The sequence below is a fragment of the Actinoplanes sp. NPDC049802 genome (assembly GCF_040656595.1).
GTDB lineage: Bacteria > Actinomycetota > Actinomycetes > Mycobacteriales > Micromonosporaceae > Actinoplanes.
Map to the genome: position 1 here is coordinate 22,276 of NZ_JBFAMR010000012.1, position 14,664 is coordinate 36,939.

The 14,664-nt window shown below is 71.7% G+C and carries 9 protein-coding genes and 1 riboswitch; of the genes, 4 read left to right on the plus strand and 5 right to left on the minus strand.

The window, feature by feature from the left end; genetic code table 11:
- Window positions 1–798: 798 nt before the first annotated feature.
- Genes AB0I88_RS11470 through AB0I88_RS11480 form a run of 3 tightly spaced genes read right to left on the minus strand, consistent with a single transcriptional unit; the run spans window position 799 to window position 4,265 of the window.
- A complete protein-coding gene (locus AB0I88_RS11470) occupies window positions 799–1,845 on the minus strand; it encodes a cobalamin-dependent protein (RefSeq protein WP_361021339.1) in 1,047 nt (348 codons plus the stop codon).
- Entirely contained in the window at window positions 1,842–3,473 is a 1,632-nt protein-coding gene (locus AB0I88_RS11475; protein ID WP_361021341.1) for a PP2C family protein-serine/threonine phosphatase, read from the minus strand. The genes AB0I88_RS11470 and AB0I88_RS11475 overlap by 4 nt, the downstream gene beginning before the upstream one ends.
- Window positions 3,474–3,482: 9 nt before the next feature.
- Window positions 3,483–4,265: an exodeoxyribonuclease III gene (locus AB0I88_RS11480; protein ID WP_361021344.1), complete on the minus strand. Its 783-nt coding sequence runs from the start codon at window positions 4,263–4,265 to the stop codon at window positions 3,483–3,485.
- Window positions 4,266–4,465: 200 nt separating this feature from the next.
- Here AB0I88_RS11480 and AB0I88_RS11485 point away from each other — a divergent pair, with 200 nt between their 5' ends.
- Window positions 4,466–5,095, plus strand: a complete 630-nt coding sequence (locus AB0I88_RS11485; RefSeq protein WP_361021346.1) for a hypothetical protein — start codon at window positions 4,466–4,468, stop codon at window positions 5,093–5,095.
- A gap of 9 nt (window positions 5,096–5,104) precedes the next feature.
- On the opposite strand, the gene AB0I88_RS11490 is transcribed toward AB0I88_RS11485, so the two are convergent.
- On the minus strand, window positions 5,105–7,435 hold the full coding sequence (locus tag AB0I88_RS11490; RefSeq protein WP_361021348.1) for an EAL domain-containing protein: 2,331 nt from the start codon (window positions 7,433–7,435) through the stop codon (window positions 5,105–5,107).
- A gap of 29 nt (window positions 7,436–7,464) precedes the next feature.
- Window positions 7,465–8,259: a universal stress protein gene (locus tag AB0I88_RS11495; protein ID WP_361021350.1), complete on the minus strand. Its 795-nt coding sequence runs from the start codon at window positions 8,257–8,259 to the stop codon at window positions 7,465–7,467.
- A gap of 173 nt (window positions 8,260–8,432) precedes the next feature.
- Between AB0I88_RS11495 and AB0I88_RS11500 the strand changes: the two genes are divergently transcribed.
- The 3 genes from AB0I88_RS11500 to AB0I88_RS11510 all read left to right on the plus strand — a co-directional run.
- Window positions 8,433–9,716: a citrate synthase gene (locus AB0I88_RS11500; protein WP_361021352.1), complete on the plus strand. Its 1,284-nt coding sequence runs from the start codon at window positions 8,433–8,435 to the stop codon at window positions 9,714–9,716.
- Window positions 9,717–11,211: 1,495 nt separating this feature from the next.
- On the plus strand, window positions 11,212–12,780 hold the full coding sequence (locus AB0I88_RS11505; protein ID WP_361021354.1) for a gluconokinase: 1,569 nt from the start codon (window positions 11,212–11,214) through the stop codon (window positions 12,778–12,780).
- 203 nt (window positions 12,781–12,983) lie between these two features.
- Window positions 12,984–13,110, plus strand: a riboswitch (cobalamin riboswitch).
- A gap of 55 nt (window positions 13,111–13,165) precedes the next feature.
- Window positions 13,166–14,664, plus strand: a 1,499-nt coding sequence (locus AB0I88_RS11510; RefSeq protein ID WP_361021356.1) for an AAA family ATPase, incomplete at its 3' end; no start/stop codon positions are given.

Here is a 14,664-nt window from a genome sequence, read left to right on the forward strand (position 1 = left end):
GAGCACACCGCTCACGCAATGCCGTCTACATGCGCAACCGCCGCAGCGGATGGGTCTTCGCCGGTCTTGGATCGCCGAGGGGTTATTGCGGGTGGTCGGGTTGTTTTGCCGGTCCTGCCCAGCGACGAGCACACCGCTCACGCAATGCCGTCTACATGCGCAACCGCCGCAGCGGATGGGTCTTCGCCGGTCTTGGATCGCCGAGGGGTTATTGCGGGTGGCGGGGTTGTTTTGCCGGTCTTGCTCAGGGAGGAGCGTGCGGTTCGCGTATTGCCGTGTACTTGGGTGGCCGTCGCGGCGGATGGGTCTTCACCGGTCTTGGACCGCCGATCGTCGTCGCCGTCGCCGGTCATCGAATCCCTGGATCCAGGTCCGGTTTCTGCTGGCCGGCACCCGCGTCGTGAGGCCTGGCAAAGCGGGGCCGGACCGCGGATATGCGCTGCTAGCGAGCCTTGATTGATGAGCCAGCAGGGATGTCAGCGCTGTCCCTGCCGGCCATTCGCTTCTCCCGTGCGCTCCCGAGGCCCAGATGCACCGGACGGCACGCGCGTTGGGTTCTTCGTGGTCGCCCGCGAGTGTCGTAGCGGTGGGCGCACAGTCGGTGCGCTGTGCGTGCGTGCCCGCCCGGCGGGGGTGGACGATCTTGGCCGGTAGGGTCCGCACTGCCAGCCAGCCGGACCCGGTGGCCCGTGCGGCGCCAGCCGCCCGGGCCGGATCGTGCGGCGCCAGCCGCCCGATCAGGCTCTGTGTGCCACGGACGGGAGGTGTGGTTTTCGGGACCGTCTCGCGCGTACCGGATCAGAGAAGTTCGACGAGTGCGGCGTCGAGCATCGCGATGGCGGCCGGGAAGTCGATGAGCTGGTCGCGGATGAGGCGCAGACCGGTGCGCAGAGCGGTGACCGGCACGCCGCGGGAGGTGAGCACGCCGTTGGTCCACTCGATGAAATCGGTGAAGATCTCCTGCTCGCCGACGTAGAGCGCGGCCGCCAGGAAGTCGACGATGTGGCCGATGTCCTCGACGGTCGATTCGAGCTGGGCGGCGTCGTAGTGGTGTGCGGTGGGATAGGCGGCGGACAGGCGTTCCATCGCGGTGGTGATGAGCTGGGGGCGGCAACGGAGAAGGTGGGTGTACTCCTCGTCGCCGAGGTGGCTCTGCGCCTCCGCGGTGGGCAGGTCGATCACGTGGCGTGGTGGCCAGTCGGTGGCCAGGCGGGCGACGGCCTCTTCTCCGGAGCCGGCCCAGGCGTGGGCGCCGAGCCGGGCGGCGTAACGGCCGCCGGGCCCGAAGCCACGGCCACCGGCGATCACCGGGACGCCGGCGGCGCGGCAGGCGGCGATGGCCGCGTGGGCGCGCGGCAGCCGGGTGGGGATCGTGCAGCTGAGCGCCACCGCGTCGGGCCCGGTCTGGTGCAGGTGGGTGATCAGGTGCCGGCCGGGGACGCTGGCGCCCAGGAAGTCGACCCGCCAGCCACCGAGTCGCAGCAGCTCGGCGAGCATCCGGGCGGGCAGCCCGTGCCATTCGCCGTCGACGCAGGCGAGGGTGATCCGGCCGCGGGACGGGTACGGGCTGGTCCGGGCGGCGACGGTGGCGACGGCGCGTTCACTGACCGCGGTTGCGGCGTGCTCGCGGGCCACCGACCACTCGTTGGCGGCCCACAGCTCGCCGACCCGCCGCTGGGTGGCGCCGATCAGATCGACGATGATCCGCTCGGCCGGTACGCCGTGGTCGAGCAGTTCGGTGATCAGCCGGGTGGCGGCCAGCTCATCACCGTCCGCGACCAGACCAAGATAGCGTTCCGTGGTCAACGGGTCGATCGGCGTGGCCGGCCGCGTGGGTGCGGTCACGAGCGGGCCCGGAGCCGGCGGTCGCCGCGCCGGGCGGCGATCAGGTAGGGCGACTGTTCGGGGACGCCGCCGCCGCGCAGGCTGAGCGGGGTGCGTGCGGGGGCGCGGACCGCGAGCATGGCGATGTCGTCGGACTGGTTGCCGTGCAGCCAGTCGGAGACGATCTGGCTGAGCCGTTCGACGACGGCGGCGCCGGGCATCCCGGCGCAGTCGCCGAGCGCCCGGCGCAGTCGCTGTTCGCCGAACTGCTCGCGCCCGGAGGGGCCGCCGCGGGCCTCGGTGAGCCCGTCGCTGTAGAGCAGGCACAACTCGCCGGGGGCCAACTCGACGGCGGCCGGCCGGATGTCGGTCAGCGGCACGACCCCGATCAGGGCGCCCTTGGCCGGGACCTCCTCGACGTGGCCGTCGCCGCGCAGCACCAGTGGGGCGGGGTGGCCGCCGGTGGCCAGCTCCAGCCGCACCCGGCCTTGTTCGACGCGGCGGACCGAGCCGACCACCATGGTCACGAACCGGCTCCGCCGCCCGGCCTGGAGCAGCACGTCGTTGAGCACACGCAGGATGGCCTCCGGCTCGGCCCGCACCAGCCGCAGCGCGCGCAGCGTCTGCCGCACCTTGCCGGTGAGGACGGCCGCCTCCGGGCCGGTGCCGCAGACGTCGCCGAGGGCGATGATCGTGTCGGTGCTGTCCCCGGCCGGGCCGAAGACGTCGTAGAAGTCGCCGCCGATGCGCAGCTGGTGCGATCCGGCGAGCTCGAACCCGTCGATCACCGGAAGCTCCGGCGGGAGCAGGTCGGCTTTGAGGACGTCGGCGGTGTCGGCCTGCTCCTGGTAGAGGGTGGCGGCGGAGATCGCCGCGCCGGCGCGGGCCGCGAAGACCCGGGCGAGCGCCTCGTCCTCGTCGCGGAACCCGCGGGACGCCCCGTGCCGGGCCAGGATCAGGGCGCCGGCCGGTTCGGCGTTGCCGGGCAGCGGCGTGACCAGCAGCGCGCCGACCGGGCCGAGATCGGCCGGCAGCAGCCAGCCGGGGGCCTGCGCCGGGTCCAGCCACCGGCTGGGGATGGGCGGGAAGCCGTCGAGGGCCTCGGTCAGGCCGGGCACGTCGGCGAGCAGGCGCTCGGGCAGGGTGCCCTCCTCGACGGCGCGGCCCGGCAGCAGCCGGATCCAGCCGCTGCGATGCCGGCGCGGCGGCAGGACCACCATCGCGGTGTCGGCGATCCGCGCCGCCGCCAGCTCCACCGTGGTACGCATGACACGCCCCACATGCAGCGACGCGGACAGCCGCCACCCCGCCTCGGCGAGGAACTCGGTGTGGGCGATGTGCCGTGTCTGTTCGGTCTCGTCCCGGATGAACCAGGCGTAGTGCCCGCCGTCGAGGGCACGCCGCATCCCGTAGAGGGAGCGGCCCTCGTGCTCGCACCGGAACGAGTCGGCGCCGGGCCCAGGAAACGGGGCCCCGACGGCCTCGCCGGGGCTCGTGCCGGGCACCAGGCGCCGGGCCGCGGCATTCGCCAGAAGCACGGTGTGCCCCGCCTCGGCACACAGCAGCATCCCCTCGCCAGCGGCCTCGAAGGTGGCCTGGAGCAGGGCCGGCGCGGGCGCGACCGGAACCGGCGGCGTACGCGCTGTCATGCCCCCAGCCTACGTGTTACCCGGCGAATCGTTCAGGTCGACCACGATCGGGGCGTGATCGGACGGCCCTTTCCCCTTGCGTGCCTCGCGGTCGACGAAGGCGTCGGACACCCGTGCCGTCACGTCGGTGGTGGCGTAGACGAGATCGATCCGCATGCCCTTGTTCTGGTGGAACATCCCGGCCCGGTAGTCCCAGTACGTGAACGGTTTCTCGCCCTTGAGCGGCCGGGCCGGCACGTCGGTGAGACCGAGGTCGCGCAGCGCGGCGAGGGCGGCCCGCTCCGGCGGGGTGACGTGAGTGGACTCCGCGAAGACCGTGATGTCCCACACGTCGGCGTCGGTGGGGGCCACGTTGTAGTCGCCGGCCACCACGACCGGGCCGGCGGCCAGTTCGGGCACGAGGGCGTCCCGCAGCGCGCCGAGCCACCGCAGCTTGTACGCGTAGTGCGGATCCTCCGGCGTGCGCCCGTTCGGCACGTACACCGACATGAACCGGATGCCGCCGCACCGGGCGCTGACGGCACGCGCCTCCGGCTCGGGAAAGCCGGGCTCACCGGCGAAGCCACGGCGTACGTCGTCGAGGCCGATCCGGGAGAGCAGGGCGACGCCGTTCCAGCGGCCCTGGCCGTGCGCGGCCGTCTCGTACCCGAGTGCGGCGACCTCCTTCTCGGGGAAGACGGCGACCTTGGTCTCCTGCAGGCAGACCACGTCGGGGGCGGTGTGCTCCAGCCAGTCGAGCAGGCGGGGCAGCCGGGCCTTGACCGAGTTGACGTTCCAGGTGGCGAAGCGCATACCCGCTTTCTACCTGGTGGCGGCCATCAGCGCTGCCGCCAGACCGGTGGCGAGCACGATCAGGAGTGCGACTAGCGGGGTCATGGTCCTCCCATCGGCAGTGACGTGGCTTACACCACTGATTCCGCGTGCGAATAATGCCGGAGTTGGCCGCACCGCACCAGGGTCCCTGGAAGGTTTGACACCGAGAGGGGGCGACCATGCGTGTGGAAGTCATGCCCGAGCTGCCGGCCGACATGCTGGAAGAGGCCTGGGATTTCTATTCGAACTGCTTCAACGACCTGCGGATCCTCGCGGTCAACCGGCACCTGATGTACCGCCACGAGTTCGACGAGGTGATGGCCGACAGACGGATCGCCAAGCACGTGGCTCTGGACGACGAGGGCATCGCCGGGATGGGCACCCTCACGAACGACCTGGAGTCGATCCCGCTGATCTCGGCGGACTACTTCCGATACCACTGGCCCGAGCTGTACGAGCAGCGACGGCTCTTCTACTGCCTCTTCGCCGGCTCGGCGCTCGGCGGCCGGGGCCGGGGCGTGTTCGTCGCCCTCCAGCGGCAGATGTGCGCGTCGATCGAGGAGGCGGACGGCAAGGTCTTCTTCGACATCTGCTCGTACAACGAGGAACGCAACCAGCTGCCCCGGATGATCGCGCTGGTGCTCAGCCGGGCGGCGTCCTGCGGCCGGGCCCAGCCGACCCGGCTGGACGCGCAGTCGTTCTGGATGTACGAGTTCCCGAAGGACGACATGCCGTTCCGTCGCGAGGAGCGGCGCGGGCTCGCCCGCCGGCTCGACGGCCAGCCGGAACGGCGGACCGCCCGGATCTGACGGTGGACCTCAGTTGGGCCGGCGGTGCCGGCCCGACGGGTTCGAGAAGATCTCCGGAACGGCCGGCCCGCGCATCACCACGTCCCGCCAGCGCTCGGCGAACTCGGCGGCCGGGACCGCGGCGCCCCACAGCCAGCCCTGGCCGTTCACGACGCCCACCGCGTACAGCGCCTCCCGCTGCAGCGGCGTCTCCACACCCTCGGCGATCACACTCAGGCCCAGCGCGTGACTCATCGCCACCACGGCGCGGACGATCTCGTCGTCCTCGTGGTTCACGCCGAGCCCGGTCACGAACGACCGGTCGATCTTGACGCCGGTGACCGGGAACTTGCGCAGGTAGCCGAGCGCAGAGAACCCCGTTCCGAAGTCGTCGACCAGCAACTTCACCCCCAGCTCACGCAGTTCGAAGAGGACCCGTGAGGTGACGCTGGATCCGTCCACCATCACCGACTCGGTCATCTCCAGGGCCACACAGTGCGGGGGTACGCCGTACCGGACCATCTCGCCGGACACGATCAGCGGCAGCTCGGGATCGCTGAGCTGGCGCGGCGAGACGTTGATGGACAGGTAGAAGTCGTCGTGGACGGTGCCCTCCGAGCGCCACACGCCCAGCTGGCGGAGGGCCTCCTTGCGTACCCAGGTGCCGATCGCGTTGATCAGCCCGGCGTCCTCGGCGATCGGGATGAAGGTCATCGGCGGGATCGCGCCGCGTTCCGGGTGCATCCAGCGGACCAGCGCCTCGGCGCCGACCGGGATCCCGGTCTCCAGGCGCACCAGCGGCTGGTACGCCACGTGCAACTGCTCCTCGGCGAGCGCCTGCCGCAGCGCCACCTCCAGCTCGATCCGCTCGCGCACCTGGGCGTGCATGCTGGTGTCGAAGATGGTGGACCGGCCCGGCCCCTCGGCTTTGGCCCGGTACATGGCGGTGTCGGCGTCACGCATCAGCGCCTCGGCGGTGACCGCGGCGTTGGCCGGGTCCGACTCGGCGTGGGAGATGCCGATCGACGCGCTGATCACCACGTCGTGATGGCGGACCGGGAACGGTTTGGCGAAGCAGCCCCGGATGTCGTCGACCAGGCGCAGCGCGTCGCCCTTCTCCCCGATGAAGGCGAGCAGGAACTCGTCGCCGCCGACCCGGGCCACCGGGATGCCGTGCGGCACCCCGGTCCGCAGCCGCCGGCCCACCTCGATCACCAGCTGGTCGCCGGTGTCGTGGCCCCACGAGTCGTTCACCCACTTGAAGCCGTCCAGGTCGAGCATGTAGACCCAGACCCGGTCGTGCCCCTCCGGCTCGACCACGGTGACCAGGCGTTCGATCTCGGCCGACATGGACTGCCGGTTGGGCAGGCCGGTCAGCGGGTCGTGGGTGGCCTGATGCTCCGAGCGCAACTGGGCGGCGACCTGGGCGCGGACCGCCGCGATGGCCCGCACCAGCAGCAGCGCGACGATCACCGCACCGGTGATCGCGATCAGCATCCGGCTGACGGCCGACCGGGCGCCGGTGGTCAGCAGCAGCGCGAACGGCACGGCCAGGGCGGGCAGCAGCAGCGACAGGCGCGGCCAGGACCAGGCCTGGGCGGGCAGTTTGGCGGCCCGGCTCATCTCCACGACGGACGGGTGCGTCGCGGCCACCGCCAGACTGGTGTACGCGATCAGATAAGGCAGGTTGAGCAGCGGCGACGCGTAGATCTTGCCGCTCACGCCGTAGATCGCGTAGACCAGGTCGCCCGCGGTGAGCGTCGAGATCATGACGATCAGCGCGATCAGGCTGACCGGCCACGTCTTCGCCGTGAAGGTGAGGTTCACCAGCAGCATCAGAAGCATCACGTCGAACAGCGGATACGTGCCCTGGATGGCCGACAGCAGCGCGTCCCGGCCGGGAATCGCGGCGGCCGGCAGGGCCAGCAGCAGCGTGCTCGCCGCGCCGGCGGCCAGGCTGACGATCAGGCCGTCCACCACCGCGTGCCGGTCCAGGCTGCCCCGTCTCTGCAGGAGCACCAGGAGGAACGCGCCGAGCATCAGATAACCGCTGAACGAGGCGACGTCGGCGAGCAGCGGCCACGGCATCGGCCGCTCGGTGACCGAGGGCCGGATCAGCACGCCGATCATGAACAGCAGCGCGGCCGTGCCCATCAGCCGCCAGGCCGCCGGAGGCTCGGCGCCCCACCGTGGTGGCCCGGCGAAGCATGCCACCACGGTGAGGATCGCGAAGATGGTGAAGGCGGCCGTACCGACGGTCGTTGACGGGAACATTCCGTAGAGCACTGTGGCGATGACGCCGCCCACGGCGATGAACTGCCATTGCCGTCGGGCGAGGCCGGGCGGGAGCACCGATCGCACCGGGCATTCCTCCCGTACAGCCCGAAGACCTATGTGTGGGCCAACGGTAGCAATTCGGGCACCGTGTTACCGGGCTTCCTGAAACCCGGCGGCCCGTGCACGAAGACCGCCGGGCATCCGCCGCGCCGCAGCACCTCGGCCGCGACCGAGCCGAGCCGGCCCCGGGCGTTCGTCCCCCGCGGCCCCAGCACGATCAGTCCCGCCCGCCGTGACGCGCGGACCAGAGCGGCCGCCGGACTGCCCGCCAGCAGCTGCGGCCGTACCCCGGCCGGCGGCTCCGGGCCGAGCACCTCGTCGAGAACCGGCCGGCCGGACCGTTCGCCGGCGTGCACCACGTGCACCGGACCGCCCTGGCGCCGGGCCTGCTCGATCGCGAAGCGCAGCACCAGCGCCGAAAGGGGCGACCCGTCCACCGCCGCCAGCACCGGTCCGCCCGGGGGCCGGTCGCTCCGGGCCACCGCCACCGGGCACCAGGCCCGCGCCACCACCTCGGCCAGGCCGTTGCCGCCGAGAACCAGAAGCGTGGAACTCCTGGCGAGACGCAGCAGGACACGTCCTGGTGGACCATCCAGGAGTTGACCACGCGCGTCAACCCCTGGTGTGGAACGCTGGGCGATGGAGACCGCCTCCTCGACGGCACGCGAGGCGGCCCGGCGTGCCGGGGCGTAATCGGTGGCGCCGGCCTCCGCCCACGCGAAGGCGTGCACCACGGTCAGGGCGCGGCCACGGGAGCGGGCCTCCCGGGCGGCGAACCGTACGGCGGCCGGGTCGGCTGCCGTGCCGTCCACTCCCACGACGACGGGTCCCTGGGCCGGGATCTGCATGGGTCCTCCTGTAACGGAGTCGCAATATACCGACCATTGTCTATGGCGCAACGACCCATACGTACTGGTGACCAATGCCTCAACAGGTGGCCGCCTGATGACCCATTCAGCTTGAGGGTTTACGGTAAACGACAAAATCTTTGGGACATCTGCCGGTGAAGTGAGGGAAATACATGACGGATGTCAAGCTCGACCACCCCGGTGGTCAGTTGTCGATGGCGGTCACGAAGGCCGTCGACGGTCCGGGCGGCATCGACGTCAGTGCTCTGCTGAAGGAGACCGGTTACGTAACCCTCGACCAGGGGTTCGTGAACACCGCGTCGACCAAGTCGGCGATCACTTACATCGACGGTGACCAGGGCATTCTGCGTTACCGGGGTTACCCGATCGAGCAGCTCGCCGAGAAGAGCACCTTCCTCGAGGTGTCGTATCTGCTGATGAACGGTGAGCTGCCGACCACCGCGCAGCTGCGGGACTTCGCCGACAAGATCCGGGTGCACACGCTGCTCCAGGAGGAGATGCGCACCTTCTTCTCCAGCTTCCCCCGTAACGCTCACCCGATGTCGGTGCTGTCGTCCGCCGTCACCGCGCTGTCGACCTTCTACCAGGACGCGCTCGACCCCCTCGACGAGGAGCAGGTCGACATCTCCGCGATCCGGCTGATGGCGAAACTTCCGACGATCGCGGCGTACACCTACAAGAAGTCCATCGGCCACCCCCTGCCGTACCCGGACAACTCCCTCGACTACGTCGAGAACTTCCTGCGCCTCACCTTCGGCCTGCCGACCGTCCAGTACAACGTCGACTCCAAAGTCGCCAAGATCCTGGACATGCTGTTCATCCTGCACGCCGACCACGAGCAGAACTGCTCCACCTCGTCGGTGCGCCTCGTCGGCTCGGCGCAGGCCAACCTCTTCGCGTCCGTCTCGGCCGGCATCAACGCCCTCTCCGGCCCGCTGCACGGCGGCGCCAACGCGGCCGTCCTCGAGATGCTCGAGCAGATCCGCAAGGAGGGCGGAGACGTCACCTCGTTCGTCACCCGGGTGAAGAACAAGGAGAAGGGCGTCAAGCTCATGGGCTTCGGCCACCGGGTCTACAAGAACTACGACCCGCGCGCCGCCATCGTCAAGAAGGCCGCCCAGGAGATGCTCTCCACCCTCGACAAGCCGGACCCGCTGCTGGAGATCGCCTTCAAGCTCGAGGAGATCGCCCTCTCCGACGAGTACTTCATCTCCCGCAAGCTGTACCCGAACGTCGACTTCTACACCGGCCTCATCTACAAGGCCATGGGTTTCCCCACCGACATGTTCACGGTGCTGTTCGCCATCGGCCGGCTCCCCGGCTGGATCGCCCAGTGGCGCGAGATGATGACCGACCCGGCTAACAAGATCGGTCGCCCCCGGCAGATCTACACCGGCTCGCCGGTCCGCGACTTCGTCCCGGCGGACCAGCGCTGACGTTTTCCTCACCCCGCGTCGCCCCGTCGATCTCAGGCGGGGCGTTTCGCTTTTTGAAGACCCTTTCCGGTACGCGGCGGACCGTTATCAATCATTTCCCCGCCCCGAAAGAATGCGCGATCTTCTGCCGCTCCATCCCTTGCCGCGCCCGCCGGGCTGTGCGTGCGGAGCCCGCTTCGCTCCGCGCCGGAACGCACGCCCGCCTGTCCCCGGCGAAGTGCCCGCACAACCGTGCCCCGGACAGAGCCGTGATCCACTCCAGCCGGCCGTGAGTGCTGCCTCACGCTTGCTGAGTCAGCTCTGGCGGCCGGCCGGAACACTTCGGCCGGCCGTCAGAGTCGGCTCAGGACGTTCGAAAGAGCGCTGACTGCTGGCCGAATCGCCCGCCCCGCCCCGCCCCGCCTGCATGCCCGCCGGGCGGGCGGGGGCGCACAGCGCACCGATGGTGGGCCCCGAGCACCGCTGTGACACTCGTGTGTGCCCACGCCGGGCCCCGCGTGCGTGCCGAATCACTCGGCCCCGTCTGCCCGCCGGGCGGGCGCCCACAGCGCACCGACGGTTCGCCCTGTCGCCCTGGGTGCGTTCGTTTCTGAGGGAGGTCGGCGAGGAGGCCCGGCCAGCAGCAATGACATCCTCCGGCCTCCGCCGACGGCATCATCCATGACCGCCACTTGCGGCGCTGACCAGGCGAGACGCGGGACCACCGCAACGATCATAAGTTCGCAGCTCACTCAGAAACGAACGCACCCGTCGCCCTGGCGCCCTGTCGCCCTGGCGTCCGGTGGGCGGAGGGCCGGCGTGCAGGGCGATGTGTGCTCGGAGAACGCGACACCCGTACTGGGTGTGACGACACCCGTTGCGGGTGTCACGTCTGCCGAACACAGATAGCCGAGATCCGTGTTCGTCTCCCCGGACGGGGATCCGTTCCTGCGTGCGCTGCCAGCCGGTGAACGTGATGGTGATGGCGTGTGACGGCCGGCCGGTGCCGCACGGTGGAGTTCACGGGGCAGCGTCAGCGGCGATCGCCGGGGAGCCATCGCGGCCGGCCGGGTCGTTTCGCCGGTCTTGCTCAGGGACGAGCGCACCGTTCACGCAATGCCGTCCACATGCGCAACCGCCGCAACGGACGGGTCTTCACCGGTCGCCGATCACTGGTCGCCGGTCATCGAATCCCTGATCCAGGTCCGGTTTCTGCTACCCGGCACCCGCGTCGTGAGGCCTGGCAAAGCGGGGCCGGACCGGATATGCGCTGGTAGCGAGCCTTGATTGATAAGCCAGCAGGGATGCTGCCAACCAGCCGCACAGAGACCAGCCACTGAGCGGACAGTCCAGGCCCCGGAGGTTCCCGGCGGGGATGTAGCCACCGCCGCCGCCGTGAGGCCGGCATGTCGCGGCCCGCATGGCGGACGGCGTGGGCGGGGTGTTCGGCGGTCCGCATGGCTGCTGCGGTGGGTGGGCATGAGAGGGTCGGCTCAGGGCGATCGGGAGGCGAAGCATGGACGTCGTGATCGGGATCGACACCGGGACCACCGCGACCAAAGGGGTCGCCGCAGGCCCGGCCGGTGAGTTGCGGGCGCTGACCAGCGTCCACTATCCGCTGTCGGTGCCCGGCCCCGGACGCGCCGAACTGGACCCCCGGCAGCTCACCGGTGCCGCCCTGAAGGCCCTCACGGACGTGGCCGCCGACTGCCGTGCACGCGGCGACCGGGTGATCGCGGTCAGCCTCAGCACGTTCCTGCACGCGCTGCTGCCGATGGATGCCGCCGGCGAACCGCTCGGCCCCGTCGTGACCTGGGCGGACGGCCGCTCCGCCCGGCAGTGCGAGAAGATCGTCGCGAGCGGGCCGGCGAAGCGCCTCCAAGCCCGTACCGGAACCCCGGTTCACCCGATGTCCCCGCTCACGAAGCTGGCCTGGTGGGCGGAGGAGGACCCGGAGACGCTTCGCGGCACTCCGCGCTGGGGCGGCGTCAAAGAGATGATCGTCGCCGCGCTCGCCGACGCCCCGTTCCTCGTCGACCTGTCGATCGCCTCCGGCACCGGCCTCTACGACATCCACTCCCGCCGGTGGGACCCGGAGGCCCTGGAGATCGCCGGGGTACGCCCCGGGCAGCTCGCCGAGGTCGTCCCCACCACGCACGCGCTGCGGCTGCGTCCCGAGGTGGCCTCCGCGGCCGGCCTGTCCCCGGACGTGCCGCTGATCATCGGCGCCGCCGACGGCCCGCTCGCCAACCTGGGTGTCGGCGCCACCCCACCCGGTGTCGCGGCCGTCTCCCTCGGCACCAGCGGCGCTCTGCGTACCGTCGTGGACCGGCCCACCAGCGACGAGGCCGGACGGCTGTTCTGCTACGCCCTCACCGAGGATCGCTGGGTGATCGGCGGGGCGGTCAACAACGCCGGGTCGGTCGTCAGGTGGGCCGCGCAGAGCCTCGCCGCGGGCGCCCCCGGAAGCCCCACCACCGAGGGGGAGGACGCCGACGACCGGGACGCCGCCCTGCTCGCCGAGGCAGCCGGGGTTCGGCCCGGCAGCGAGGGCCTGCTCTGCCTGCCGTACCTGCTCGGCGAACGGGCGCCGTGGTGGCGTCCCGGCATGCGCGGCGCGTACCTGGGGCTGCGCCGCGAGCACTCCCGCCCGCACCTGGTCCGCGCCGCCGTCGAGGGCGTCTGCCAGCAGTTGGCGCTGGTCCGCGACTCGTTCGATGCCGAGGGTTGCACGATCACCGAGATCCGGGCGACCGGCGGGGCGGCCGCCTCCGAACTGTGGGTGTCCGTGCTGGCGTCCGCCCTCGACCTGCCGGTGACGGTCGCCGACGTGCCCGAGGGCACCGCGCTGGGCGCCTGCCTGCTGGCCCGGCACGCGGTCGGTGAGCTGCCCGATCTGGATCGCGCCGCCGAACTCGTGCCGACCGGCCGTGCCACCCACCCCGACCTGGACGGCGCGGCTCTCTACCGCCGCCTGCGCCCGCTGGTGGAGCGTTCCGCCCTGGCCGTGCTCGACGTCGTCGCCGAACTCGACCGCCTGGCCCCCGAGCCGCTCCCGGCCACCGAGAAGGCCGTCCGTTCCTGATCCGCGAGGCCGTCGAATGGGCCCGGTGCCCGCGGGGATGCTGATACAGCCGGGCACCGCATCGCGGTGTCACCGCTTCACCCCTGGGCTCGGGCAGGACGGCGGGCCACCGACCCGGAGACCGGGCATGACACGCGGTGCCGTGACGGACCCCGCGTTGACGGGTGACCGGCGGTCGGGAAGAGTGACCGGCGAGCGGTAGGGAGGAACCCGGTGCGAGTCCGGGACGGTCCCGCCACTGTGACCGGGGAGCGACCCGCGTGTTCGGCCACGGCTTCGAGGGGGAGCCGGAAGGCCGCGGGAGACGTCGATCCGGGAGTCAGGAGACTCCGGCCGCTCGCGTCGACCGACGAGCGGGCGTGGACACCCGCCGGAAGGGATCCTGGTGACTACTCCGTACCCGTTCTCGGCCGTGGTGGGCCTTGACGATCTGCGCCTGGCGCTTCTGCTCACGTCGGTCTCACCCGCCGTCGGCGGGGTGCTGGTCCGCGGCGAGAAAGGCACCGCCAAGAGCACCGTGGTACGGGCTCTCGCCGCCCTCCTGCCGCACGTCGGTGTGGTGCGGGGCTGCCGGTTCGCCTGCGACCCGGCCGCGCCCGACCCCGGTTGCCCGGATGGTCCGCACCCGTCCGGCGGTCCGGCCGCGGCCCGGCCGGCGAGTCTCGTCGAGCTGCCGGTCGGCGCGACCGAGGACCGGGTGGTGGGCACGCTCGATCTGCAGCGCGCGCTCAGTGACGGCGTCAAGGCGTACGAGCCGGGCCTGCTCGCCGCCGCGCACCGCGGGGTGCTCTACGTCGACGAGGTGAACCTGCTGCCCGATCACCTGGTCGACCTGCTGCTGGACGCGGCGGCGATGGGCCGGGCGCACGTCGAACGGGACGGCGTGTCGGTCAAGCACGCGGCCCGCTTCCTGCTGGTCGGCACCATGAACCCGGAGGAGGGCGAGCCCCGGCCGCAGCTCGTCGACCGGTTCGGCCTGGTGGTGAACGTGGCCGCGCCCCGCGACGCCCGCCAGCGTGCCGAGGTGGTGCGCCGGCGGCTCGCCTACGAGGCCGACCCGGACGGGTTCGCCGCCCGGTTCACCGAAGCCGAGTCCGGGTACGCGGCCCGTATCGCCGCCGCCCGCGCCGTCCTCCCGTCGGTGGTGCTCCCCGACGCCGAACTCGACCGCATCGCCCGCGTGTGCCTCGCCTACGGCGTCGACGGCATGCGCGCCGACATCGTGGTGGCCCGCTGTGCCGTGGCGCTGGCCGCGTGGCACGGCCGCGACCGGGTCACCGCCGACGACGTACGCGACGCGGCCCGCCTCGCCCTTCCGCACCGTCGCCGCACCGATCCGCTGGACCCGCCCGGCACCGACGAGCAGAAGCTCGAGGAGGCCCTGGCCGAGGCCGAACGCCAAGCCGATCAGGAACGCGCCGACCAGGAACGCGCCGACCAGGAGCGATCCGACCAGGAACGCGCCGACCAGGGCCGGGCGGAGGACGGCGACCCGGACCCGGACACCGATCCCGACCCGGGCGACGGCCCCGGCGGCGGAGGCCCGGCGGACGACACCCCGCGCGACGGCGGCGGGCCGTCCGGAGCATGCCCACCCCTCGGGGGTACGGAGGAGCACACCCCCACAGACGCGGACGGGACCGCCCAGCCGGAGAAGGCGGGCGCGGTCGCGGCCGCCGGTCAGGCCTACCGCACCCGGGCGCTCCGCATCACCGCCCGTGGCGAGGGTGGCCACGCCGGCCGCCGTTCCCCGGCATTCGCCCGCCGGGGCAGGGTGGTGGGCAGCCGTGTCCCGCGGGGCAAGCTGTCCGGCGCCCCGCACCTCTTCGCCACTCTCCGAGCCGCTCTCGACCGCGCCGCCCTCGGCGGTGCCGCGTCGCAGGG